We start from the raw sequence: 24,631 nt of genomic DNA, 5'->3' as shown, positions 1-24,631 counted from the left end.
CAGCGTGGAGAACGCTGTTATCCGAGCGGATATCCCTCTTCGGGATCGGTGACTTCGCTGCCGTTGATCGACAGAGTGTAGCCGCTGGCATTGGACGCTTTTGAGACCGAAATGCGGTATTTGACGCCGCCCCGCTCCACCTCCGCCGCAAAACCGTCCCATTCCGACGGAAGCGACGGACGCACATGGAGCCGGCCGTCCTTCAACCGGATCCCCAGAATGCCCTCGACGGCGGCTCGGTAGAGCCAGCCGGCCGATCCGGTATACCAGGTCCAGCCGCCGCGCGACGTATAAGGCTCATGCCCATAGACGTCAGCTGCCACGACATAGGGTTCGACCCGGTATTGTTCGGCCGAAGCCTTGTCGAGCGCATGCGTGATCGGATTGAGGATCTGGAAGCAGCGCAGCGCGTCGTCGCCCCGCTTCAGCTCCGCAAGCGCCATCACCACCCAGGTCGCGGCATGGGTATATTGCCCGCCGTTTTCACGCACGCCCGGCGGATAGGCCTTGATGTAACCGGGATCCCTGGCGGAATTGACGAAAGGCGGCGTGAAGAGTCGGATGATGCGCGCCTCCTCATCGACCAGTTGGTCGAGCACGGCATCCATCGCCTTTCCGGCACGAGCCGGGTCGCCTTCGCCGGACAGAACGCTCCAGGATTGTGCGATCGAGTCGATCCGGCATTCCGGGCTCTCCTTGGAGCCGAGCAGCGCGCCGTCGTCGAATGTGCCGCGGCGATAGTAGCTGCCGTCCCACGCCGCAGTTTCGAGCGCCTTCTTCAATTCGGCGAGATGGGCCGACCAGCGCTCCACTCGGGCCGAATCGCCGCGCTCTTCGGCATAGGGAATGAAGGCGCGCAATGCACCCGCAAGGAACCAGCCAAGCCAGACGCTGGTGCCGCGCCCGCCGATGCCGACGCGGTTCATGCCGTCGTTCCAGTCGCCGCCGAGGAACAGCGGCAGACCGTTTGCGCCCTTGCGGGCGATGGCGAGATCGAGCGCCAGGGCCGCATGTTCGTAGACGCTCGCCTTGTCCTCCGAAATCTCCGGCTTGTAGAACGAGTCGTGCTGACCTTCGAGGAGAGCGGGTCCTTCCAGAAAGGCAAGCTCCTCGTCGAGCACGGTCTTGTCGCCGGTGACGCTGCAATAATGGTGGATCGCGTAGCTCAGCCAGACGACGTCGTCCGAAATCAAGGTGCGAACGCCCGCACCCGTTCCCGGCAGCCACCAATGCTGAACATCACCTTCGCGGAACTGCCGTGAGGCGGCATTCAGAATCTGACGCCGGGCGATCGAGGGTTCGTGCATCAGGAAGGCCAGCGTATCCTGCAACTGGTCGCGGAAACCGAAGGCGCCGCTTGCCTGGTAAAAGGCGGTGCGGGCCATGATGCGGCAGCCGAGGCTCTGATAGGGCAGCCAGGTGTTGACGAGATTGTTCATCCCGCGATCTGGCGTGGAGATCTGCAGCCTGCCGGTGAAATCCCGCCAGAAGGCGCGGTTTGCCTCGACCGCATCGTCGAACGAAGACTTGCGGATCTCGGCGATCAAGGCGCGCGCTTCTTCCTCCGTCGGCGTATCGCCGAGCAAGAAGGTGACGTCGCGCTCGTCGCCGGCCCCGAGTTCGATGTCGATCGCCAGAGCCGCGGCCGGATCGCCATCGAGCTCGGTGATGCCCGAAAGCGGGGCTGCGGAGGTGACGGCCTGAGGCATCTGGATCGTGCCAGCCTTGCCGATAAATTCGCGCCGGCTTGCCGAGAAGCTTGAAAGCTTCTCGCTCGCTGCGAAGAAGGCGATTCGGTTGGAAAAATCGATGCTGTAAGGATTGGTGGCAAACAGTGCCCCCGTCTCCTCGTCATGGCTCGACAGAATGAAGGGCGCAGTGCGTCCCGGGTTGCTGCCAAGAACCCATTCGACGTAACCGTAGAGACGCAGCTTGCGGCCGGTCGAACCGGTGTTGCGCAGGCGCAGGCGCTGCAGTTTCACCGGCTTCTCGCGGTCGATCGTCTGCGTCAGCTCGAGCGCAATCTCGTGCTGAACGGTGGAGAAGACCGAATAGCCGAGTCCGTGGCGGGCTTCGAAGCGGATATCCGGCCGACGCGAAAGCGCTGCGAACGGTGTCATGACGGCGCCGCTTTCGAGATCGGCGAGATAGAAGGCCTCGCCCGACCGGTTGATCACCGCATCGTTCGACCAGGACGTCAGCTGATAATCGCGCGAGTTGACGCTCCAGGTGAAACCTGCGCCTTCAGCCGACACGTGGAAACCGAAGCTGTCGTTGGAAATGACGTTGATCCAAGGCTGCGGCGTCGCATGACCGCCGGGCAGGCGAACGACATATTCGCGGCCGTCGCGCGCAAAGCCTCCAATGCCATTCCAGAAGTCGAGGTCACCTTCCTCCTCGATGGCAACGGCCGGCACCACAGGCGGCGGCACCGGCGCGATGCGCTTGACCGGCGCCCTGTTGCGCTCGGCGCGCTCCATCTCCTGCAGTTCATCCTTTGACGGCGCAAAGAGGGCGACAGCGCGGTTGATCTGGTCGACCACCTTGCCGTTCTTCGCATGCAGGGTGACGCGGGAAGCCGCGATCAATGCCTTGTAGGTGTTTTCCTCCATCAGGTCCTTGCGCACCGCGAAAATATGCTGGCGCAAGCCGTCGGCCTGACCCATGCGGCGTACGTTCTCGCACATGGCGTCGAGCGCGTGTTGCATGTCCTGCGCATAGGAAGAAGCGCGTTCGTTCATGATGACGAGATCTGCGGTGACGCCACGCGAGCGCAGGTATTCCTGCGCCAGCAGGGCCTCGCGGGCGATGTCGAGATCCATGTCGTCGTCGACGCGCAACGTGAAGATCGGGAAGTCGCCGGAGATCGCCAGCGGCCAGAGGGCCGATTGCGATTGCAGGCCGGCCTCGACCGTCGCCTCATCCTTGCGCAACTGCATGTCGGGATAGACGAGGTAGCGCCCGAGATGCTGGAACGCTGCCGCCTGCTGCGAGGTGACGCCGACATGGCGCATCTGCACTTGCGTGCGCGTCCAGGCTTGGACGAGCTCGTGGTTGAAGGCGTCGGGATGACGATAGCGGTTGACCGCCTTGTCGACCTCGTCGCGGCTTGGCGCGGCAATCGTCCAGAAGAACACGCTGACCTTCTTGCCGGCGGGCACCCGCACGGTGCGGCGCAACGACATCACGGGATCAAGCGTGAAGCCGTCGCTACCGGAAAGTGTCGCACCCGGATCGAACGCCGCCGCGTCAGCGAGGCTGCGGCCGCGACCGATGAACTTGCGCCGATCGGTTTCGAATTCGGTGTGACGGGTGTCGCCGGCATTGTCGACGATCAGATGTGCGAGGCTGATGTTCGGCTCGTTCGGATCACGCTTGTTGCGTTCGGCGCGGATGACGTCGCCGCGCTTGCCGATCTCGGTCTTGACGAACATGCGGGCGAATGCCGGATGCGCGCTGTCGGTATCATCCGAGGTGATCACTGGTTCGAGATAGGACGTGACTTCGATGAAACGATCTTCCGTTCCCATGTTGAGAAGGGTGACACGACGGGCTTCGGCATCGTGCTCGGTGGCGATGATGCACTCCACCTCGCTCGTCAGGTCGCCGACCGTCTTGGTGAACTGCGCCTTTTCGTCGGCGAATTCGACCTTGATCTTTTCGCCCTCGACACCCTTCGGCTCCGCCGTCGCCGACCACCATTCGTTGGTGGCGGTATCGCGCAGGAAGATGAAGGTGCCCCAGCGGTCTTCGGTCGGATCGGCTTTCCAGCGGGAAACGGAAAGGCCGTTCCAGCGGGAATAACCGGCGCCCGTCGCCGTCAGCATCATGGAATAATGGCCGTTCGACAGGAACACGAGCTCGCGGTCGCGCGAAAGGGGATCGCTGATCTTCCTGATTTCCGGCCGCATGAGATCGTCCTGGATGCTGGCCGGCGTATCGGATTCATGTTTGCCGCTCATGACGGGAATGTCGCGCGGCGCCTTTTCCTGCAGCAGAAGCTCCGCCGCCTCGATCACCGGGTCGGAGTGGAAGAGTTCGCGCAGATGTCCGTTGAAGGCAACGTTGGCGACGGCTGCGATCGACATGCCGTGATGGTGGGCATAATAATTGTAGACCACAGCGCATTTCTTGCCTTCCGGCACGCGCGTCGGCGTGAAATCGACCGCGTCGTGGAAGCCGAACTTGCCGAGTGCGCCGACCTTGCGCAGCCTCTGCAGGTTTTCGAGCGCGCCCGGCGGGTCGTACTGGCTGGCCAGCAGCGAAGCATAGGGGGCGATGACGGCATTGTGGCCGAGGCCGCGCTTGAGACCGAGCGTCGGCACGCCGAAATTCGTGTACTGGTAATTGAGGTTATGGTCGCGGGCATTGAAGGCCGCTTCCGAAATGCCCCACGGGATACCGAGCTTGCGGGCATAATTCATCTGCTCGATGACGACCAGATTGTTCGTCTGATTGAGAATACCCCCGCCACGCTCCTGCATGACGAGCGGCGGCATCAGATATTCGAACATCGAGCCGGACCAGGAGACCAGCGCGCCGCGTGAACCCACCGGCACGACCTGGCGGCCCAGACGATACCAGTGTTCTGTCGGCAGGTCGCCCTTGGCGATGCCGAAGAGGCTGGTCAGGCGGCATTCCGAGGCGAGAAGGTCATAGCAGGCCTGGTCGAGCTCGCCGCTTTCGACGCGGTAGCCGATCGACAGCAGGCGCCGTTCCGGCCGGAACAGGAAGCCGAAATCCATCGAGAAGGCGAGATCGCGGGCCTTGTCGCGCAACGCCACCAGGCGCGGCCTGAGGGCATCGACCTTGGAGAGATCGAAGGTGCTGTCTGATATATGCGCCTCGCAGACCTTGACCAGCGACGCCGCCCATTGGGTGACCTCTTCGCTCTGCTTCGACTTGACCTCATGGTCGAGATTGGCGGCGAGCTTTTCGATGTCGCGTGCGAGAACGGCGAGGTTGATGATGCGGATCGAGGCGAACTCGTGCTCGCGCTTGACGGCGGCAAGCGCATTCTGGAAGCCGACGATGCGTTCTTCCAGGCGCCGGCGCAGCGGGCGCACGGTCTTGCGGTCGTCGGGCAGGTCCGCCAGCACTTCGCCGAGGATGCCGGCGGTGTCGCCGACGCCGTCGAGATTGCCCTGCATGTGGGCCGACGGCGCCTCAGCCCAGTTGCGGCAGGCCGAGGAAATCGCAATGAGGTGGCCGGCGAGATTGCCGCTGTCGACGGCAGAGACGTAACGCGGCCCGAGCGTCTGCAGCGTATCGGTGTGATACCAGTTAAACAGGTGGCCGCGGAACTTCTCCATCTTATCGATCGTCGCGATCGTCTGCTCCAGTCGCTCGAGCGTCTCCTCAAAGGAGAACCAGCCGAAATGCCGGCCAGAAACGACGGAGAGCAGATAGACGCCGATATTGGTCGGCGAGGTGCGCGCCGCCACGATGACGTGCGGCGTTTCCTGGATATTGTCCGGCGGCAGATAATTCTGCTCGGGGGTGGTGAAGGTCTCGAAATAACGCCAGGTGCGCCGGGCGATCTTGCGCAGCTCGCTTGAGACGGAATCGGCGACCTCGAGCCGGTCCTCGGTCTCGGCCGACTGGCTGACATACCAGGCGACGACAGGTGAGAGAATCCATAAAAGCGCGAAGGGGATGCCGACGAGGAAAGCGTTGCCGCCGGGAAGGGCTGCGAAACCGAGCGCCAGCAGCGCCAGTACCGGCGCATGCCACATCTGCCTGTAATAAGAGGCGAGTGTGCCTTGGCCGCCTGCCTGGACGCTGGCGGCGGTCCGCCACTGCAGCATCAGCTTGCGGCTGACGAACAGCCGGTAGAGCGACCGGCCGATCGCATCCGCCATCATCGCCGCCGAATCGGCGATGAAGACGATCCGCAATGCGACCTGCGCATTGGCGGCGGTGATATCCGACCAGACCGTATAGAGATGGGCGCGGGCGACGATATCGCTGGTGCGCGGGATGATGCCGTTGATGAGCGACAGCGTCGGCGCCACGAACAGGCAGAAGATCAAGAGAATCTGCCAGACGAGCGCGCCGAGCGGACCCATGAAATACCAGCCGAGCACGGAGGCGAAGAACCATGCGATCGGCGTTAGCGAACGGCGAAGATTATCGAACATCTTCCAGCGGCCAAGGGCCGTAACGCCGTATTTAGGATTGAACATATAGGGCAGGAGCTGCCAGTCGCCGCGCGCCCAGCGATGCTGGCGCGAGGTCTCCACCTCGTAGCGGATCGGGAAATCCTCGACCAATTCGAGATCGGTGACGAGCGCACAGCGCGCCATCGAGCCTTCGAGAAGGTCGTGGCTGAGCACCGAGTTCTCCTCGATGCGGCCCTTCAGCGAGGCTTCGAAAGCATCGACGTGATAGAGGCCCTTGCCGGTGAACGTGCCTTCGCCGGCGAGATCCTGATAGACGTCGGACACGGTGAAGACATAGGGGTCGAGACCGCGATTGATCGAGAAGACGCGTTGGAAGACCGAGGCATCCTTGCCCGTGGTCAGCGATGGCGTCACACGCGGCTGCAGCACGCCATAGCCGCTCTCGACGCGTCCGGTCTTCGGATTGATGACCGGTCGGTTGATCGGATGATAGAGCTTGCCGACGAGCTTGGTGACGGCATCGCGCATCAGGCGTGTGTCGGCATCGAGCGTCATGACATATTGCACATTGGCGGGCACGGTGTTGGCGCCGGGCAGATAGGTCGTATCGCGGTCGCCGCGCAGCAGCATGTTCAGCTCATGCAGCTTGCCGCGCTTGCGCTCCCAGCCCATCCACACACCTTCCGAGGGATTGTAGAGGCGGCGGCGATGCAGCAGGTAGAAACGCGTCTTGCCGTCATAGGCATAGCGGGCGGAAAGATTAGCGATCTCGCGCCTTGCATAGTCAAGAACCTCGAGATCGGCAGGCGTTTCCTCGGCATCGCTGTCGGGCCAATCGCTGAGCATCGCGAAATAAATCTCTCCACGCGGATTGGCGAGATAATGAACTTCGAGATTGCGCACCTGATCGTCGACGCTGTCGCGGTTCGAGATCAGGCAGGGCACCACGAGCAGCGTGCGCGCATCCTCCGGAATGCCTTCCTTGAACTCGTAGCCGACGAGGCGGGCCGGGGTGACGAAGAAGGACAGCAGGGTATTAAAGAGACCCGTTGCGCCCTCCGAGGCCGGCAATGAGAACATGATCAGCAGTATTGCGATTTCGATGGCGCCCATTCCGGCACTTGCCATGAACCTGCCGACGATCGCCATGGCGATGATCGTCAGCAGCATGACGGGCAGCGCGATCGACAGCCAGTTGAAGCGGCGCACGGCGCGCACGAAGTGCTGGGTGATCGTCGGGCGATAATTCGCCCGCGCCTCGAGCTTCGGCCGTTGCGCGCCGGACAAGAAGCCACCGACATTCGGCTCATGTGGCTGCGGCTCGTCGGAGGCCTTGGCAGCCTCGGTCATGTCGAGCGCCAGTTGGGCGATTTGCATTTCGGTCAGCGGCGAGCGCTTGGCCAGTTTCTCGATCTGCTTGCGGTATTTGTTTCGCGAACCGGAATCGAGGATGCCGTAATCCGAATGCTCCCAGAGCAGCTTGTCGACATGGCTGACCTGTTCGACCCAGACCGACCATTCGGTATCGTCGATCTCGCGCAGGCTACGGATGATGTTGCCCATCGTCACGTTGCCGGAAGAGAGACGGCTGTGTTCGGCCGTCGTCGCCTCTTCGGTGTTGCGACCGAGCTCTTCCAGGCGTTCATCGAGCCAGGTGATCGCCAGACTCGACGTCTGTGAGCCGTCACGCAGGCGATAGAGGAACTGCGTCGAGAAGGTATTGTCTTCGGCAAGCGGTTCCAGCGTCTTCAGATAGGCGGCCGCCTTGGCCGGATCGGTCAGGCGCACCAATTCGTCGGCCGCCTCATTGGCGCGGCGGCGCAGGCGGCGGCTGGCTTCGACACGGCTCGAAATGCGGCGAAGGTTTTCCACCAGCACATAGCGCACCAGCGAGGGCAGGGCCCAGAGTTCGCCGATCCTCAGCGTCTCCCTGCTCTGGAAGCCGTCGACCAGCGCCGTCAGGCTTTCCTGCGAGATCGTGCTGTGGGTATGGGCGACGTAGAGCCAGGCAAGCACCAGTGTGCGCGGAATGTCGACGCCGCCGACACGCATCGTCGGCAGTTCGCGGTAGAAGCGGCGGGGAAAGTCGCGCCGCACCTCCTGGATCGCCTCTTCGACGATGTAGTGATTGTCCAGCAGCCATTCAGCCGCCGGCGTGATCGTCTCTCCGGCCTCGACGTCGGTTGCCGTGGTGCGGTAGACGCGCAGAATTTCCTTCTCGTTTTCCTTGTGGCGCGCGAAGAAATCAAAGGGTGCGAAAGCCGGCAGCTTGTCGACGCCGTTGACGACGACCGCTTCGCCCATCGCCTTGATGTCCTCGATGGAAAGATAGGTCGAGCGGATCGAATCATTGTGATCGATCTGCTTCGTATCGGATTCGCGCGGAAGGCTCGGAGAAAGATTGGCAATAGACATGGGTTCGGTTCTGGATCCAAACAAAGTTATGGCTGTTTTGCTCAGCCTTTTGCACTGCTTATCATGACTGCTACATGAACGGGGCCCGATTCTTCGAAGATCGATGAAGCCGGGTGAATGACGTCTGGGCAAGCGATGTAATCGGGCCTAGCCTTGGTCCAGCGCGGCCTGAAGGTCGATCAATACCCTCTCCGCAAAACCATGGCGAAAAGTTGGACACTATCGCGATAATTCAAGTCAAGAATGGTGAGCCGAGCGGGCCGGCGCGCTTGCTGCGCAACAGAGCGCCGTGCATGTCGCAACCTTTGCGGCCCGGCCGCGGCTTGTCGATAGGAGGATGGTTCGCCAGATCATGGTCTGGCTGCGCTTTGATCGGGCTTGCCCCGAGCGAGGAAACGCGCCGCATGAGGCGCAGGCGGCCCCGGCACGTGCCGAGGCCTATCATCTGCCGACTATCCGAGGACGCCGCAGACCATTGCCACCACGAACAGGAATGCCGCGGTGAAGATCGTCCCATGGAGCACCGTCTGAAGCCGGTGGCGCGTCGCGTGCGGCTTCTTGGTGGCTACCGAACCATAGTGGTTCACGTGAGTATGCGAAATACCCAGCTCTGCCATGTGTCGCCTCCGTTGTTCTCGTGCGGCCGGTTGTGCGGCTCGCTGTTATATTTCTTATTCCCTATCAGGTAGGTAGAGATAAATTTCCTTCTAGAGCGGGCGGAAGAGAAAATTCAACCGCTCTTTAGCAGAGCGTGCGCCATGCCCAGATCAGGGAGCGCTCGATGGCGTTCTCGTTCTGCTGCAGATCGGAGGTCTCGGTCCCGATCAGGCGCCGGTCCTGTTCCGCCGGTATGGAGACCGTGATCTGTTCCTTGCGATCGGCTTTCACGGGAGGATCGAGATAGCCCATGGTCATCCCACCGAGAAAGAACATGCCTCGACCTCCATCGATCACGAAAGCTAACAATCGTTAACAGGATCATGACAGAAGCGCGGCGGCTGTCAATAGTCTAGTCGAATGGTCGTCTTTTAAGGGAACATTATCCTTAACGCCCCCACCGGCCTTTTCTTTTCAATGGCTTGAAATGATTACCTTTAGGCTTTGACGAAACCCTTGCTCGCGATCATCAAATTTTTCGTGTAATCCTCCTTGACCGCGCCCCGCGCCAGCTCTTCCGAGCTCAATCGTTCGACGACATCGCCGCTGCGCATCACCGCGAGCCTTTCGCACATATGGGTGATGACGCCGAGGTCATGGCTGACCATGACGAAAGTGAGCTTGCGGTCGCGGCGTATCTGTTCGAGCAGGTTCAGCACCTCCGCCTGCACCGAGGCGTCGAGCGCCGATGTCGGCTCGTCGAGCAGCAGGATCGACGGTTGCACGATCAGCGCCCTGGCGATCGCCACACGCTGTCGCTGACCACCGGAAAGCTGATGCGGATAGCGGAAACGGAAACCATTGCCGAGACCGACTTCGTCGAGCGCGCGGGCAATACGCTTGTCGCTGTCGGTAACGGCATGGATCGCAAGCGGTTCGAGCAGCAACCGATCGATCGTCTGGCGCGGATGCAGCGAGCCGTAGGGATCCTGGAAGACCATCTGCACGCGCCGATAGAAGGCCTTGCTGCGCTTCGAACCCTTCAACTCTTCGCCGTCGATGCGGATCGCGCCGCCGCTGATGGGCGCAAGTCCGGCAACGGCGCGCAGCAAGGTCGATTTGCCCGACCCGGATTCACCGACGAGGCCGAAAGATTCACCGCGCTCGACGCTGATGCTGACATCCTTCAGCGCATGAAAATCATCGTAGGCGACACTGAGATTGTCGACGTGGAGGGCTGCGCTCATGCCGCCCACTCCGGCTTGCGGTCGAGCACCGGCAGCGGATGGCGGTTCGCGCCGATTTCCGGCATGCAGTTCAGCAGTCCCCTGGTATAGGGATGCTGCGCATGTTTGAGATCGGCAGCCGCCAGTTCTTCGACGATCTTGCCGGCATACATGACGATGACCCGGTCGCAGAAGGAAGAGACCAGCCTCAGATCATGGGAAACGAAGATCAGCCCCATTCCGCGCTCAGAGACCAGCCTGTCCATGATCCGCAGCACATCGAGCTGCACCGTCACGTCGAGCGCCGAAGTCGGTTCGTCGGCAATCAGCAGTTCAGGCCCGGCAATCAGCATCATGGCGATCATGGCGCGCTGTCCCATGCCGCCCGAAACTTCGTGCGGGTGCAGGTCGAAGACGCGTTTGGGATCGCGGATCTGCACCGCTTCCAGCATGGCGAGCGCCCGTTCGCGCGCTTCCGCTTTGCCGATCTTCTCATGAGTGCGCAGCGTTTCGCAGATCTGCCGTCCGATCGTCATGACGGGGTCGAGCGAATATTTCGGATCCTGCAGGATCATGGCGATGCGCTTGCCGCGCAACCTGCGCCTTTCGCCGGCGGATGCCTTGAGGAGATCGATGCCGCTGAAATCGAGTCTGTCGGCCGTGACGATCCCGTGTTTCGGCGTCAGTCCCATGATCGCCCGGCCGGTCTGCGACTTGCCGGAGCCGGATTCGCCGACGATGCCGAGCCTTTCTCTGCCGAGCGTGAAGGAGACGCCGCGCACTGCCTCGATCAGGCCGGTGCGGGTGGGGTAACTGACCTTGAGCTTGTCGACCGTCAGAAGCGTCGTCATCGGCCGCTCTCCTTCGGATCGAGCGCATCGCGCAGGCCGTCGCCTAAGAGATTAAAACCGAGACTGACGATGAGAATGGCGATGCCGGGCATGGCCGCGACCCACCACTGATCCAGAATGAAGCGCCGGCCCGACGCGATCATCGCGCCCCATTCCGGCAGCGGCGGCTGTGCGCCGAGACCCAGAAAGCCGAGGCCGGCCGCTGTCAGAATGATGCCGGCCATATCGAGCGTCACGCGCACGATCAGCGAGGAAATGCAGAGCGGCATGACATGGCGCACGATGATGCGGAACGGCGAGGCGCCCATCAGCTTCACCGCCGCAATGTAGTCGGAACGCCGGACCGTCAGCGTCTCGGCCCGAGCGATGCGGGCATAGGGGGGCCAGGAGGTGATGGCGATGGCGATGACCGCGTTCTGGATGCCGGGGCCGAGCGCGGCGACGAAGGCGAGCGCCAAAACCAACTTCGGAAAGGCAAGAAAGATATCGGTGATGCGCATCAGCGTCGCATCCACCCAGCCTCCGGCATAACCTGAGACCGTGCCGACGATCAGCCCGATCGGCGCGGAGATAATGGCGACGAGCACGACGACGAACAGGGTCAATCGCGATCCATAGATCAGCCGTGAATAGATGTCGCGGCCCTGATCATCCGTGCCGAGCAGGTAGCCGCTCGTTCCCGGCGGCAGCAGGCGGGCATTGCGGAGATCGCCGACGACGGGGTTGTGCGTGGCGAGGAGATCGGCGAACGCGGCGACGAGGAGCAGGGCGACGATGATCAGCAGGCCGACGACGGCAAGCCTGTTGGCCGTGAACTGCCGCCAAGTGACGTAAGCGCGGCCGAGACGGGCTTGCCTGCGCGATTGCGGCCGGTCGGAAAGCAGCCATTCGCGGCGGCTCATCGCAGGAGAGGGGCTGGCAGGAGCCGTCATCGGTTTCGCGTCCTCGGATCGAGCGTCCGGTAGAGAAGATCGGACAGAAGATTGATGCCGATGAAGATCGTCCCGATGACGATCGTGCCGCCGAGCACGGCGTTCATATCGGCGTTCTGCAGCGAATTGGTGATGTAGAGCCCGATGCCCGGCCAGGAAAAGACGGTCTCGGTCAGCACCGATCCTTCGAGCAGCCCGGCATAGGAAAGCGCGATGACGGTGACGAGCGGCACGGCGGCATTGCGCAGCGCATGGCCCCAGATCACCCGTGTTTCCGAAAGACCTTTGGCACGCGCGGCGACGATATATTCCTGCGAAAGCTCGTTCAGCATGAAACTGCGCGTCATGCGGCTGATATAGGCAAGCGAAAAATAGCCGAGCAGCGACGCGGGCAGGATGATGTGGCGGAAGACGTCATAGAAGACATCCCATTGCCCCAGCCAGGCGCTGTCAAGAAGATAGAAGCCGGTGATCGGCGTGAAGGTATATTCGAAGACGATGTCGATTCGGCCGGGAAAAGCCACCCAGCGCAGCTGCGCATAGAAGATGACGAGGGAGATCAGCGCCAGCCAGAAGATCGGCACCGAATAGCCGATGAGACCAATGACGCGTACGATCTGGTCGGCGATGCTGCCGCGGCGCACTGCGGCGAGAACGCCAAGCGGCACGCCGACGCAGGCGCCGATCAGCGTTCCCAACGTCGCGAGCTCGATAGTCGCCGGCATGACCCGGCGGATGTCGACCATGACAGGATTGGTCGTCAGCACCGAGTTGCCGAAATCGCCGGACAGGACGCCTTTGATATAGATGTAGAACTGCTGATAGAGCGGCAGGTTGAAACCCATCTCCTGGCGCACCCGCTCGACGACATGGGTGGGAGCGCGGTCGCCGAGAATGGCGAGCACGGGATCGATCGGTACGACTCGGCCGATGAAGAAGGTGACGGCCAGCAGGCCAAGATAGGTGGTGAGGGCGGCGAACAGGAACCGCCCCAAAGCCTTGGCGAAGGCGCCGGCACGGCCCTTGCGGGGCCGCGCCTCCCGTGTGGTTTCGATGGTGCTCACGCCGCTAATCCTGCCGGATTATTCCTTGGCGATCGGGCCGACGAAGTTGGTATCGAAGCTCGGACCCAGTTTGAACTCCTTCAGATTCTTCCGATAAGCGGCCACCTCGGTCTGCTGGAAGATGATGACGAAGGGGCTGTTGGCAAGGAACTTCTTCTGGATATCCTCATACATTGCGGCGCGCTTGGCGTTGTCGCGTTCAAGCAAGGCCGCCTTGGTTTGCTTATCGAGTTCCGGCGCTTCCCAGGTGTTGCGCCAGGCGAGTGTCTTCACCGTGCCCGCATCCGAATTATCAGGATTACTCGTGAAGGTATCGGCATTGGAGTTCGGATCGAAATAATCCGATCCCCAGTTACCAATATAGATGTCGTGGGTGCGAGCGCGATATTTGGTCAGCGTCTGCTTGCCGTCACCCGGAATGATTTCCAGCTTGACGCCGGCCTGCGCCAGCGTCTGCTGCATGGATTCGGCAATACCGGTCACCGGCTGGGTGTTGCGCACATCCATCGTCACCGAGAAGCCGTCCGGAAGGCCGGCCTTGGCAAGGAGTTCCTTGGCCTTGGCGACATCAAGCTTGTAGGGATTTTCATCGAGCGCGCCGAGCTGGCCCTTGGGCAGGAAGGTCTGATGAATCTCGCCGATGCCCTTGATCAAGGTTGCGCCGATCGCATCGTAGTCGACCAGATACTTGAAAGCCTCCTGGACTTCGGGCTTCTTCAGGTTCTCGTTCTTGTTGTTCAGGCTGACATAGTAGATCGTGCCTTTCGGCGCACTTGTCGTGGCGAGATCGGCATTCTTGGAAACGGCGTCGATATCGCCAGGCTCCAGATTGCGGGCGATGTCGATATCACCAGCTTCGAGCGCCAGCCGCTGGGCCGAACTTTCCTTCATATAGCGGTAGATGACGCGGTTGAGCTTGGCCTTGTCGCCGTAATAATTGTCGTTCCGCTCGAGCACGACGACTTCGTTTGCCCGCCATTCGCGCAGTTTGAAGGCGCCGGAGCCGGCATAACCGGTCTTCAGCCATTCATTGCCGAAATCATTGTCGTATTTATGCTCGGCATCCGGCGTCACCGCCTTCACATGTTCCATCACGAGCTTCTTGTCGACAACCGAGGCGACGGTCGCCGTCAGGCAGTTGAGTACGAAGCTCGGCGCATAGGCCTTGTCCACGGTGAAGACGAAGGTATTGGCGTCGGCCGCCTTGGCTTTTTCAGTGACATTGTCGCCCGTCAGGCCGAACTGGGTGAGGATGAAGGCCGGGCTTTTGTCGAGCTTGACGGCGCGTTCGAACGACCATGCAACGTCTTCGGCGGTAATCGGATTACCGGAGGCGAATTTGAGGCCGGGCTTCAGCTTGAACGTATAGGTGAGGCCGTCATCCGAAACGCTCCAGCTCTCGGCAAGATCACCCTTCACCTTGGACGTGTCGGCGAGATCGAGACGGACGAGCAGGCTGTAGCTGTTGCTGGTGATCTCCGCGGTCGAAAGCTCGAAGGCTTCGCCCGGATCCATGGTGATGATGTCGTCGATGGCAAACCCTTCGACCAGCGTGTCTTTGGGCGTCTCGGCAAAGGCGGCGGGTGCCGTCATCATCAGGAGCGATATGGCGGCCCCTGCGGAAAGTAGGCGGAAATTGCGGCTGAGCTTGGCGATCATCATGGTCTGTTCCCCTGTTCTTGATTGATTACGAAGCGTTTTGTCGGTCATGTCCCATTAAAATATTGTCCGTTTTCAGTGCGTCGAGAGGCGCGCCGCACTTTAGGCGTGGTCCTCCCGCCAAGCTTGCGCCAGAATACGAAGCCAATTTTCACGGGCAAGTTTCTTGAGGTCGGCCTCACCATATCCAACCTCCCGGAGAGCGGCAATCAGCTTCTGATTGCCGGCCGCGTCGCCGATTTCTTCCGGAATGGTTGCGCCGTCGAAGTCCGATCCGAGGCCGACGCAATCGATGCCGATGCGGTTCACCAGATAGTCGATGTGGCGGATCATATCGGCAAGCGGTGTGTCGCTGTCCGAGCGACCGTCGGGACGCAGCATGGCGGTGGCATAGTTGATGCCGACGAGCCCGCGGCTTTCGCGGATCGCATCGAGCTGCCTATCCGTCAGATTGCGCGCCACCGGCGTCAGTGCATGCGCATTGGAATGGCTGGCGACCAGCGGCTGGTTCGTCGTCTTCGCTACGTCCCAGAAGCCCTTTTCGGTAATGTGGGCGAGGTCGATAAGGATACCGAGGCGATTGCACTCCCTCACCAGCTCGAAACCGGCCTCGGTGAGGCCGGGCGCCGTATCCGGCGACATCGGGAAAGCGAAGGGCACGCCATGTCCGAAGAGGTTGTGCCGGCTCCAGACCGGGCCAAGCGATCGCAGTCCCGCTGCATAAAATAGTTCGAGAGCCGAAAGGTCGGGGCCGATAGCCTCACAGCCTTCCATATGCATGACGGCGGCAAAGATGCCCTCCTGCATGGCGCCGCGGATGTCCTTAACCGTCCGGCAGAGCCGCCAGGCGCCTGCCTGGTCGAGCCGCAAAGCGATCGCCGCCATTTCGGTGGCGATGGCAAGCGACGGCAGCGGATCGAGAGGAGCCGCCATCGGCGTGATGTAGCGGCCATCGGCATCCGGATCGGCGAAGACAAGATCGCCCGAGGGAATGTAGATGGCGCAGAGGCCACCTGAGAGGCCTCCTTCCCTGGCGCGACGCGCATCGATATGGCCGGTCGTCGTTCCGTCTGCGAATTCCGCGATCGGGTCGCTGCCGTCTTTTGAATGTGTCCAGAGCCGGAGGAGAACGTCGTTGTGGCCGTCAAATACGAATTGCATCTGTCTTCCTGCGCTGCCCGAGCGGGCCAATAAGCGGCAGAATAGAAAAGCTGACGGAATTCGCCACCTCTTTTTTTGGCATCGGCATTGTGGAGCATCACCAAAAGCGAAACGGGGGCCGAAGCCCCCGCAAAATCATCGGATCACATGGTCGTCCTCAGTGCTTGCGGCGCTTCTTTTGCCGGTAGACGTCGATGACGACGGCCGCGACGATGATGAAGCCCTTGACGATCTCCTGATAATAGGCGTCGATCCTGAGGAAGGTGAAGCCCGAGGTCATGACGCCAAGAATGATGGTGCCGATGACGGTGCCGGTGATGCGCCCAACGCCACCGGTGAGCGAGGTGCCGCCTATGACGGTCGCGGCGATCGCGTCCAACTCATATCCGACGCCCATGCTTGCCTGCGCGGTTTCCGCGCGTGCCGCCGTGACGATGCCGGCGAGACCAGCAAGCAATCCAGCAATCACATAGACTTTGACGAGGTGCGCTTCGATGTTGATACCGGAAACGCGGGCGGCCTGGGGGTTCGCGCCGATGGCGTAGGTGAACTTTCCATAGCGGGTGTAGCGCAGCGCGATGTGGAAGATCAGTGCTACGACGAGGAAGACGACAACCGGCCACGCCTTCGTCCCGATGAAATGAAACTGCTCGGTGATACCGGAAACCGGCTGCCCCTTCGTATACCACTTGGCAACACCTCTGGCGGAAACGAACATGCCAAGCGTTGCAATGAACGGAGGGATCTTCGTATAGGCGATGAGCGCGCCGTTCGCCAGACCCGCCGCCGCTCCGATCAGCAGACCGATCATAATGGGCACGAGCGCCGGAAGATCGGTCAGCGAGGGGAAAACGGCCCGCCCCCAGGTGGAGGACTGGGCGAAACTTGTCGCGATCATCGCCGTCATGCCGACGACGGAGCCCGATGATAGATCGATGCCGCCTGTTATGATGACCTGCGTGACGCCGACGGCGATAATGCCGATGACGGAGACCTGCAGGATCATGATTGTCAGGCGCTGCGAATTCATCAGGAAGCTTTGGCCGATGAAAATCCAGCCGAGCGCTTCATAGATGAGCGCGATGCCGACAAGCACCAGGAAGATGCTGAGTTCCGGCGGCATACGCCGCCGTCTCTGCCGGGTTGCGAGCGGGGCCGTACCCTCTGCTGCCTTGGTACTCATATCAAACCTCCCTTAGGCGATTCCAAGCTGCGCATTACCGCGCAGCCAGCTCCATCACCTTGATCTGCGTTGCTTCATCGCGATTGAGGAAACCGGTCACCAGGCCCTCATGCATGACCATGATGCGGTCGCTCATGCCGAGAACCTCGGGCATTTCGGATGAGATCATGATAACCGCCACGCCGTTTCGCGCCATTTCCGTGACCAGCCGATGGATTTCCGCCTTGGCGCCGACATCGATGCCGCGCGTCGGTTCATCGAGGATCAGGATCTTCGGATGGGTGAGCAGCCAGCGCCCGATCAGTACTTTCTGCTGATTGCCGCCCGAAAGGTTTTCCACCCGCTCGTAAAGATTGGGGGTTTTTACGCGCAGCCTTTTCGCCATGTCTTCGCAGGTCGCCTCGAGTGCTCCCTGCTGCACGAAACCACCCTTGACAAATTTGTCCTGCAGGACGGCGATCTGCATGTTTTCCAGAATATCCAAGATCAACAGGCAGCCGGTGTCTTTGCGATCCTCCGTCAGGAATGCCATCTGGTGACGGATCGCCTCGGTCGGCGAGGAAATCGTCACCGGCTTGCCGAACAGTTCGATCCTGCCGGAGCTTGCCGGCGTCACGCCGAACAGTGTTTCGGCGACATTCGACCGTCCGGAGCCGACGAGGCCGGCCACACCGAGAATCTCGCCGGCCCTGACCTCGAAGGAGACGTTCTTGAAGACACCGTTGAGGCAAAGATCCTTGACGGAGAGCACGACCTCGCCGATCGGCACCTGTTCCTTCGGAAACATCTGGGTGATCTCACGCCCGACCATCATGCGGATGATGTCGTCGCGGGTGACGTCGGTCGAGGCGTGCGTGCCGATATATCGGCCATCGCGGAAGACGGAAAACTCGTCGGCGATCTCGAACAGCTCGTTCATCTTATGGGTGATGTAGACGATGCCGATTCCCTCAGACCTGAGGTCGCGGATGATGCGGAAAAGATGCTCGACCTCGCGCTCCGTCAGGGCCGAAGTGGGTTCGTCCATGATGAGGACATCGGAATTATAGGAAACCGCCTTGGCGATCTCGACCATCTGCCGGTTGGCGACCGAGAGGTGCCGGACTTCGATATCGGGATCGATATCAATATTGAGCCGGGCAAACAGCTCCTCGGTCATGTTATGCATCACGCCATGGTCTATGAAACCGAAGCGGTTCTTCGGTTCGCGGCGGATCCAGATATTTTCGGCAACCGTCATGAACGGCATCAGGTTCAGCTCCTGATGGATCATGGCTATGCCGTTCTCCAGCGCATCGAGCGGAGATTTCAGCTGGATCTCGACCCCTTTGAGGCGAATATCGCCTTTATCGGGCGTATAGATTCCGGCGAGGATCTTCATCAACGTCGATTTACCGGCGCCGTTTTCACCCATCAGCGCATGCACTGAGGCGCGTTTCAGCCGAAACTGCACGTCATCGAGTGCGACGACGCCGGGAAACTCCTTGCGGACGCCCTCGGCGCTCAAGAGAAACTCCGCATTCGGAACGGCGCCGCTCGCACGCACGGCTGCCATGGTTGTCGGACTGACGGCCATATCATCTCCTCCGGATACGGACAGGCTGAAAGGATGCGGGCAGAGCCCGCATCCTCCTTGGCACTCGCCTCAGTTCTTGGCGACGAAGTCCTTGACGTTTTCTGGGGTGACGAGCTGGAAGGGGATGTAGACCTTTTTTTCGACCTTTTCGCCCTTGGCAAGCTTGAGCGCCGTATCGAGTGCGCCCTTGCCCTGGCCGGCAGCGTCCTGGAACACGGTGACGTCGAGGTCACCCGCCTGCATGGCGGCAAGCGCGTCCTGGGTGGCGTCGACGCCACCGATAACAACCTTGCTCATATCCTTGCCGGCTGCCTTCAGCGCCTGGATGGCGCCGATAGCCATTTCGTCGTTGTTGGAGATCACAGCGTCGAATTCGATGCCGCTGGAGAGCCAGTTGGTCATCAGGTCGGCGCCCTGGGTGCGATCCCAGTTGGCCGTCTGCTCTTCGACGATCTCAAGGCCCTTGCATTCATCCGTCTTGATGACGTCATGGACGTCCTGGGTGCGCATGCGGGCAGCCTGGTTGGAAAGCTCGCCCATGATGACGACGGCCTTGCCCTTGCCACCGAGAATGCGGCAGATTTCCTTGGTTTCCAGCGTGCCGGATTCCTGCTCGTTGGAAGCGACGAAGGCCTGCTTTTCCGGAAGCGTGTCGACGTTGACCGGCTGGCGGTTGACGTAAACCAGCGGAATGCCGGCATCGGCGGCGAGCTTCGACATTGCCGTGGTTGCATCGGTATCGACGGGGTTGACGATGATGGCATCGACCTTGGAGGCGATGAAATTCTGGATCTGGCTCTGCTGCTTGGAAACGTCGTTCTGTGCGTCTTCGACCTGCAGCGTGACGCCGGAAAGCGTTTTGGCATAATCGGTCATGCCGTTGCGCAGAACGGTCAGGAAGTTGTCGTCGAACTTCGCCATAGAGACGCCAACCGTTTCCGCGTGGGCGGCCGTCGACATGACGAGCGCCATCGCAGTGCCCAGGATAAACTTTTTCATTTTCACTTCCTCCACAAAGCGGTGCCCGGCTGCACCCTCCTCACGCCGGAGCTCCGGGCATCTGCCCTGAAGCCGCAATTTGCTGCGCCGCCTCTCCCGCGGCGTTCCGAAAACGGAACAAACAAACCGTAAAATTTGTTCTGCGGAATATTCATTCCATTTTCTGGGAAAGACGTCAAGCCTCTCTTTAGCGGCACTCGGATATTGATGGGGCAATGCATGGGAATTGCGCGTGGCACACGCGTTCGGCGGCATTGCGCACGAAGTGGGCAGCCTCCATCTATGGAAAGGTCGAAGACAGGCCCCGCCGCAGGCCCTTCGACATCGCCGCGGCCGCCCATTTTGAAAATTCTGGAGACAGACTGATGTCCATTTCGATCTATCGCCTTACCGTTCCGATGTTCGAGCGCGGCCTCGCCAGCCTGAAGACCTATCTCGATAAGGCTGAAGCCTATGCGAAGGAAAAGAATATCGATCCCGTGATACTCGTCTCCGCGCGGCTTGCACCCGACATGCTGCCGCTCGCCGGCCAATATCAGCGGGCCAGCGACAGCGCCAAGTTCGCGCTCGCTCGCCTGACCGCAACCGACGCGCCAAAGTTCGAGGATAACGAGACGACGATCGAGCATTTGCGCGAGCGCCTGGCAAAGACAGAAGCCTATCTCGCCGGCTTCTCGGCGCAAGCCCTGGAGGGCGCGGAAAGCCGACAGATCACTCTGCCGGGCAAGAGCGGCATCGTGCTGCCGGGTGACGAATATGTCACCACCTTCGCCCTGCCGAACTTCTACTTTCACGTCGCCACCGCCCACGCCATCCTGCGCAACCAGGGCGCACCGATCGGCAAGCGCGACTATCTGGGCTGATTCAAGGCAATTCTGGCAAAGCGCACAGCGGGTCTTGCTGGACGTAAAAATAAAGCGAGCGTTGCCTCCATTCGAAGAAGACGGAAACGCTCTACCGGGGTCGGTGCGTCACCGGCCCCTTTTCCGTCAGCTCGGTATAGGCAAGCGTCTGGTCGAGATGCCGTGCTCTCAGCGAGAGCAACTTCTCGGCATATTCAAGCCGGATCGCCGCATAGGCCGGATCAGTCGCGACATCGTCGAGCTCCATCGGATCATTGCAGAGATCGAAGAGCAGCGGCGGCAGTGCGGCAAAATGCACATATTTGAACCGATCGTCGCGGATCACGGCGAGGTTGCATTGGTTCGGCCCCAGCCCGAAATGCCGCTCTGCCTCGCCCTTGGCGATGTCGCGGAAATCGAATTCCCAGAATATCGCGTCGCGCCAGCCTTCGACGGCCTCGCCCGTGACGAACGGCATCAGCGACCGACCGTCGAGGCCGTTCTTCGGCTCGATGCCGAGCCTTACGCACAAGGTGGGAAAAATATCCACAGCGCTGGTGAAATCGTCAACGATCCTGCCGGCCGCAGCGTTTGCGGGATCGCGGATGATCAACGGGATATGGTAGCTGCCATCGAAGAAGCCACCCTTGCCGAGCGTCCAGTGATCTCCCGCCATCTCGGCGTGGTCCGAGGTGAAGACGACGAGCGTATTCTCCCAAGCGCCCGCATCCTTAAGCGCCTGCCAGATCCGGCCGAGCTGCGCATCGACCTCTGAGATCATCCCGTAATAAATTGCCCGGATCGCCGCGAAGTCCTCGCTGCTCCAGGCGCTGAGCGGCCCTTGCGCCCCGTGAATGAAGCTGCCCTTGTCGGTGAGCGGCATGGCATAGGCGAGATAGGGATGAGCTTCCTGTTCCGCTTCGCGGTTTTCCGCACGCGCAAAGGCCGGCCCGTCATCCGGCTTGTACATCCGGTTGAACGGCGCCGGCACTGAGAATGGCGGGTGCGGACGTAAGAAGGAGACATGCGCAAACCACGGCCGGTCCTGTTCGCCCATCCAGCGAATGAACTCGCCGGCCAGGAAGGCGGTCTGGGTCTCATCGCTGGAATAGGCTGGTGCAGCATCGGAAATTTCGCCGGCTCGCGTACCGACGGGGATGTGGATGTCGCGGCTGACGGCATTTGCATGGCTACGTGACCTGAGCCATGAGAGCCATTGCCGCTCATGCTCGGGCAGGAGTTGGCGAGCGGTAAAACCCGGCAACACGCCTTCGTAGGTGGTCAGATGCGGGTCAGCCGCATCCATGCCGCGCGGATCGGGGGCCGTGTCGGTATAGCCGAACAGCGTTGCGTCGTATCCCGCCCGCCGGGCCGCTAGAGCCAGATTGTCGAAGCGAGCGTCGAGCGGCGAACCATTGCGGCAGACGCGGTGGTTCATCTGATAAAGGCCGGTATAAAGCGTGGCCCGGGCCGGAGAGCAGGGGGCGGCCCCGGCGTAATGCTGCCGGAAGAGCGTGCCTTCGCGCGCCAGTGCATCGATGTGAGGTGTTTTCACACAAGTATGACCGACCGCCGACAGGCAGTCGCCACGCCATTGGTCGGCGGTGATCAGCAGAATATTGGGCCGGCGGAGCTTTTCAAGGCTTTTTGGCTCAATGCTGCTTGGCTCAATGCTGGTTGGATTTTGCATGCCAATTCCAGGCGGACCTTATGATCTCGGACAGATCATACTGCGGCACCCAGCCGAGCACGTCGCGCGCCTTGTCGTTGTTGGCGACCAGCGTATGCGAATCCCCTTCGCGCCGGCCGATATATTCGACAGGGAAGGGTCGGTTCGACACGTCCTCGATCGCGCCCAGCAATTCCCTGACCGTCGTACCCGTGCCGGTGCCGAGGTTGAGCGCGACGGAATCGCCGCCCTTCAGCAGATATTCGACGGCGCGCACATGCGCGTCGGCAAGATCGAGCACATGGATGTAGTCGCGCACGCAGGTGCCGTCGCGCGTCTCGTAGTCGCTACCGAACACCTTGAAGCCCTGGCGGCGGCCGAGTGCGGCGTCGATCGCCAAGGGAATCGCATGCGTTTCCGGCTGGTGCCACTCGCCGATCCGACCTTCGAAATCAGCACCGGCCGCATTGAAATAACGCAGCACCACCGAGCGCAGGCCCTTGTACTGGTCGTAATCGGCAAGCGCCTGTTCGACGATATATTTCGTCCGCCCATACGGGTTGATCGGCACCTGCCGGTGCGTCTCGTCGAGCGGTACGCTCTGTGGCAGGCCATAGGTGGCGCAGGTGGAGGAGAAGACGAAGGCGTTGACGCCGGCCGCCTGCGCCGCCGAAAGCAGCGTCAAGGTGCCGATCACATTATTTTCATAGAATGAAACCGGATCCTTGACCGATTCGCCGACCTCGATCAGCGCCGCGAAGTGAAGGATTGCTGCCGGCTTGTGCTTGGCCAGCACCTCGTCCAGCCGGGCACGATCGCGAATGTCGCCCTCTTCCGTCGGCCCCCATTTGACGAACTCGCGATGGCCGTTCGAAAAATTATCGAAGACGACAGGCCTATAGCCCTTGTTCGCCAGGTCGAGGCACGTATGCGAGCCGATATAACCGGCGCCGCCGACCACAAGAATCGTTTCACCTGCCATGCACCACCCTTATTATCAGTGAGAGATGGAAGAAACCTAGACGAGATACACGTCAATAAAAAGAAGGAACTTCGATCGGCGCGAGCGGACAATACGTCAAATGCCGAAATCGGCGGTTTTGCGATTTGGCCGAAACGGGGAAGTCGATGATTTATTCGCGTGATTTGCGTGACCGCCCGATTTAAGCGGCTTGTACCATCGGGCGATGCTCTACGATCCGCGACAGACAGCAAGGAGAACGGGAATGAGGAAGGCATTGATCGTCTGGGGCGGCTGGCAGGGCCATGAGCCGGAACAATGCGCCCATATCGTCGCCGATCTCCTGCGCGAGGACGACTTCGCCGTGGAGGTGACCAGCGATCTCGGCATATTCGGATCTCCGATCCTGGCCAAGGCGGATTTGCTGGTGCCCATCATCACCGGCGGAACGCTGGAAAAGCCCCATGCTAGCGCCCTGGTCGAAGCCGTGCGCGGAGGTCTCGGACTCGCCGGCCATCACGGCGCGCTCGCCACCTCCTTCAAGGAAAGCGCACCTTTCCGCTACGTCTGCGGCGTCACCTGGGTCGCCCATCCCGGCAACATCATCGATTTCCGTGTCGCCGTCACCCGCCAGGACGATCCTGTCATGGAGGGCATTCCCGACTTCGACTACCGTTCGGAGCAATATTATCTGCATTACGATCCGACGGTCGAAATCCTTGCGACCACCACTTTCACCGGCGCCTACGATCCGGCGGCGCGCAATGTGGTGATGCCCGTCGTCTTCAAACGCCATTTCGGCGCCGGCCGCATCTTCTATTCCGCACTCGGCCATGTCGCCGCCGAGTTCGACCATCCCTTTATGCCACTCATCCTGCGGCGCGGCCTCGGCTGGGCCGCCCGCCAATAGTATCAGGACGACACATTGCTGCATCCGGGCGGGATGAGTGCTTCAATTCGACTGGAAAACCTTTTAACGCGCCGCTTTCAGCTGAAGGCCGTTCTCGACGGCGGGGACCGCCCCGTCATAGACCCGCATCAGCCGTCCGGCCGCCTTCAGTTTCTCGATAAGGTCATTTCCGTCGGGCGAGGCTTTGGTCAATTCCAGTTGCTCGAATTCCTTGAGCGCCTGCATCCAGTGGCTTTCCCCGCGCCCCTCGGGCCGGCCTTCCGATTCCCACAGCGAATAAGCGCGCTGGCTGACCCAGGCGTCCCGATTGTGACTCATAACAAACCCCAGCCGAAAAATTTGGAAGCAAATTTCGATAGCCGACAAGGTGCCACAGTTGGCTTTAGGAGTGGTTACGAGGCAACGTTAGTTTTTAGATAATGCGAAGAGATGCGGATACTTAGGCCCTGATAAAGTAATAGGAA

The 24,631-nt window shown here is 61.0% G+C and carries 17 protein-coding genes; 2 read left to right on the top strand and 15 right to left on the bottom strand.

All coding sequences use genetic code 11. From position 1 onward, the window contains the following. Positions 1-17: 17 nt before the first annotated feature. The 12 genes from PH551_RS12195 to PH551_RS12140 form a co-directional block, all read right to left on the bottom strand. On the bottom strand, positions 18-8,537 hold the full coding sequence (locus PH551_RS12195) for a glycoside hydrolase family 94 protein (protein ID WP_285193184.1): 8,520 nt from the start codon (positions 8,535-8,537) through the stop codon (positions 18-20). A 452-nt stretch (positions 8,538-8,989) separates the two neighbouring features. Next, entirely contained in the window at positions 8,990-9,154 is a 165-nt protein-coding gene (locus PH551_RS12190; RefSeq protein WP_020922541.1) for a hypothetical protein, read from the bottom strand. Positions 9,155-9,278: 124 nt separating this feature from the next. Continuing rightward, on the bottom strand, positions 9,279-9,470 hold the full coding sequence (locus tag PH551_RS12185) for a hypothetical protein (RefSeq protein ID WP_183706398.1): 192 nt from the start codon (positions 9,468-9,470) through the stop codon (positions 9,279-9,281). 161 nt (positions 9,471-9,631) lie between these two features. Beyond that, on the bottom strand, positions 9,632-10,381 hold the full coding sequence (locus tag PH551_RS12180; RefSeq protein ID WP_285193183.1) for an ABC transporter ATP-binding protein: 750 nt from the start codon (positions 10,379-10,381) through the stop codon (positions 9,632-9,634). Further along, entirely contained in the window at positions 10,378-11,211 is an 834-nt protein-coding gene (locus tag PH551_RS12175) for an ABC transporter ATP-binding protein (RefSeq protein WP_085779796.1), read from the bottom strand. The genes PH551_RS12180 and PH551_RS12175 overlap by 4 nt, the downstream gene beginning before the upstream one ends. Further along, positions 11,208-12,143: an ABC transporter permease gene (locus PH551_RS12170; protein ID WP_097598239.1), complete on the bottom strand. Its 936-nt coding sequence runs from the start codon at positions 12,141-12,143 to the stop codon at positions 11,208-11,210. Before PH551_RS12170 ends, PH551_RS12175 begins: the two co-directional genes overlap by 4 nt. Then, the gene (locus tag PH551_RS12165; RefSeq protein WP_285193182.1) at positions 12,140-13,207 is read right to left on the bottom strand and encodes an ABC transporter permease; all 1,068 of its coding nucleotides are present in this window, start codon (positions 13,205-13,207) and stop codon (positions 12,140-12,142) included. Before PH551_RS12165 ends, PH551_RS12170 begins: the two co-directional genes overlap by 4 nt. A gap of 18 nt (positions 13,208-13,225) precedes the next feature. Next, complete coding sequence (locus tag PH551_RS12160) at positions 13,226-14,869, bottom strand: ABC transporter substrate-binding protein (RefSeq protein WP_285193181.1); 1,644 nt, start codon at positions 14,867-14,869, stop codon at positions 13,226-13,228. Positions 14,870-14,968: 99 nt separating this feature from the next. After that, positions 14,969-16,027 carry a dipeptidase gene (locus PH551_RS12155; RefSeq protein WP_285193180.1) on the bottom strand — a complete coding sequence of 353 codons (1,059 nt, stop codon included), beginning with the start codon at positions 16,025-16,027 and terminating at the stop codon, positions 14,969-14,971. Positions 16,028-16,184: 157 nt separating this feature from the next. Continuing rightward, the gene (locus PH551_RS12150; protein WP_085779791.1) at positions 16,185-17,210 is read right to left on the bottom strand and encodes an ABC transporter permease; all 1,026 of its coding nucleotides are present in this window, start codon (positions 17,208-17,210) and stop codon (positions 16,185-16,187) included. A gap of 34 nt (positions 17,211-17,244) precedes the next feature. After that, complete coding sequence (locus PH551_RS12145; RefSeq protein ID WP_085779790.1) at positions 17,245-18,786, bottom strand: sugar ABC transporter ATP-binding protein; 1,542 nt, start codon at positions 18,784-18,786, stop codon at positions 17,245-17,247. 69 nt (positions 18,787-18,855) lie between these two features. Further along, a complete protein-coding gene (locus PH551_RS12140; protein ID WP_085779789.1) occupies positions 18,856-19,785 on the bottom strand; it encodes a sugar ABC transporter substrate-binding protein in 930 nt (309 codons plus the stop codon). A 365-nt stretch (positions 19,786-20,150) separates the two neighbouring features. On the opposite strand from PH551_RS12140, the gene PH551_RS12135 reads away from it, so the two are divergent. Then, positions 20,151-20,648: a DUF1993 domain-containing protein gene (locus PH551_RS12135; protein WP_285193179.1), complete on the top strand. Its 498-nt coding sequence runs from the start codon at positions 20,151-20,153 to the stop codon at positions 20,646-20,648. Between the two features lie 91 nt (positions 20,649-20,739). Here PH551_RS12135 and PH551_RS12130 read toward each other — a convergent pair whose 3' ends face one another. Together PH551_RS12130 and galE are read right to left on the bottom strand one after the other, a co-directional pair. Beyond that, on the bottom strand, positions 20,740-22,317 hold the full coding sequence (locus PH551_RS12130; RefSeq protein WP_285193178.1) for an alkaline phosphatase family protein: 1,578 nt from the start codon (positions 22,315-22,317) through the stop codon (positions 20,740-20,742). Further along, on the bottom strand, positions 22,295-23,278 hold the full coding sequence (gene galE / locus PH551_RS12125) for a UDP-glucose 4-epimerase GalE (protein ID WP_285193177.1): 984 nt from the start codon (positions 23,276-23,278) through the stop codon (positions 22,295-22,297). The genes PH551_RS12130 and galE overlap by 23 nt, the downstream gene beginning before the upstream one ends. A gap of 244 nt (positions 23,279-23,522) precedes the next feature. Here galE and PH551_RS12120 point away from each other — a divergent pair, with 244 nt between their 5' ends. Continuing rightward, positions 23,523-24,167 carry a ThuA domain-containing protein gene (locus tag PH551_RS12120; protein ID WP_085779785.1) on the top strand — a complete coding sequence of 215 codons (645 nt, stop codon included), beginning with the start codon at positions 23,523-23,525 and terminating at the stop codon, positions 24,165-24,167. Between the two features lie 63 nt (positions 24,168-24,230). Here PH551_RS12120 and PH551_RS12115 read toward each other — a convergent pair whose 3' ends face one another. After that, positions 24,231-24,485, bottom strand: a complete 255-nt coding sequence (locus tag PH551_RS12115) for a DUF2934 domain-containing protein (protein WP_097598228.1) — start codon at positions 24,483-24,485, stop codon at positions 24,231-24,233. Positions 24,486-24,631: the final 146 nt, after the last annotated feature.

It is taken from the genome of Rhizobium atlanticum, assembly GCF_030182485.1.
Classification (GTDB): domain Bacteria; phylum Pseudomonadota; class Alphaproteobacteria; order Rhizobiales; family Rhizobiaceae; genus Rhizobium.
The sequence above is the reverse complement of the archived record's forward strand: the minus strand, read 5'-3'. Positions and strand labels throughout refer to the sequence as shown.

Excerpts from the sequence above, each read along its gene's own strand:
- PH551_RS12115 (WP_097598228.1), bottom strand. The coding sequence starts at position 24,485 with ATGAGTCACAATCGGGACGCCTGGGTCAGCCAGCGCGCTTATTCGCTG.
- PH551_RS12180 (WP_285193183.1), bottom strand. The coding sequence starts at position 10,381 with ATGAGCGCAGCCCTCCACGTCGACAATCTCAGTGTCGCCTACGATGAT.
- PH551_RS12145 (WP_085779790.1), bottom strand. The coding sequence starts at position 18,786 with ATGGCCGTCAGTCCGACAACCATGGCAGCCGTGCGTGCGAGCGGCGCC.
- PH551_RS12190 (WP_020922541.1), bottom strand. The coding sequence starts at position 9,154 with ATGGCAGAGCTGGGTATTTCGCATACTCACGTGAACCACTATGGTTCG.
- PH551_RS12175 (WP_085779796.1), bottom strand. The coding sequence starts at position 11,211 with ATGACGACGCTTCTGACGGTCGACAAGCTCAAGGTCAGTTACCCCACC.
- PH551_RS12120 (WP_085779785.1), top strand. The coding sequence starts at position 23,523 with ATGAGGAAGGCATTGATCGTCTGGGGCGGCTGGCAGGGCCATGAGCCG.
- PH551_RS12195 (WP_285193184.1), bottom strand. The coding sequence starts at position 8,537 with ATGTCTATTGCCAATCTTTCTCCGAGCCTTCCGCGCGAATCCGATACG.
- PH551_RS12130 (WP_285193178.1), bottom strand. The coding sequence starts at position 22,317 with ATGCAAAATCCAACCAGCATTGAGCCAAGCAGCATTGAGCCAAAAAGC.
- PH551_RS12170 (WP_097598239.1), bottom strand. The coding sequence starts at position 12,143 with ATGACGGCTCCTGCCAGCCCCTCTCCTGCGATGAGCCGCCGCGAATGG.
- PH551_RS12135 (WP_285193179.1), top strand. The coding sequence starts at position 20,151 with ATGTCCATTTCGATCTATCGCCTTACCGTTCCGATGTTCGAGCGCGGC.
- PH551_RS12160 (WP_285193181.1), bottom strand. The coding sequence starts at position 14,869 with ATGATGATCGCCAAGCTCAGCCGCAATTTCCGCCTACTTTCCGCAGGG.
- PH551_RS12150 (WP_085779791.1), bottom strand. The coding sequence starts at position 17,210 with ATGAGTACCAAGGCAGCAGAGGGTACGGCCCCGCTCGCAACCCGGCAG.
- PH551_RS12140 (WP_085779789.1), bottom strand. The coding sequence starts at position 19,785 with ATGAAAAAGTTTATCCTGGGCACTGCGATGGCGCTCGTCATGTCGACG.
- galE (WP_285193177.1), bottom strand. The coding sequence starts at position 23,278 with ATGGCAGGTGAAACGATTCTTGTGGTCGGCGGCGCCGGTTATATCGGC.
- PH551_RS12155 (WP_285193180.1), bottom strand. The coding sequence starts at position 16,027 with ATGCAATTCGTATTTGACGGCCACAACGACGTTCTCCTCCGGCTCTGG.
- PH551_RS12185 (WP_183706398.1), bottom strand. The coding sequence starts at position 9,470 with ATGTTCTTTCTCGGTGGGATGACCATGGGCTATCTCGATCCTCCCGTG.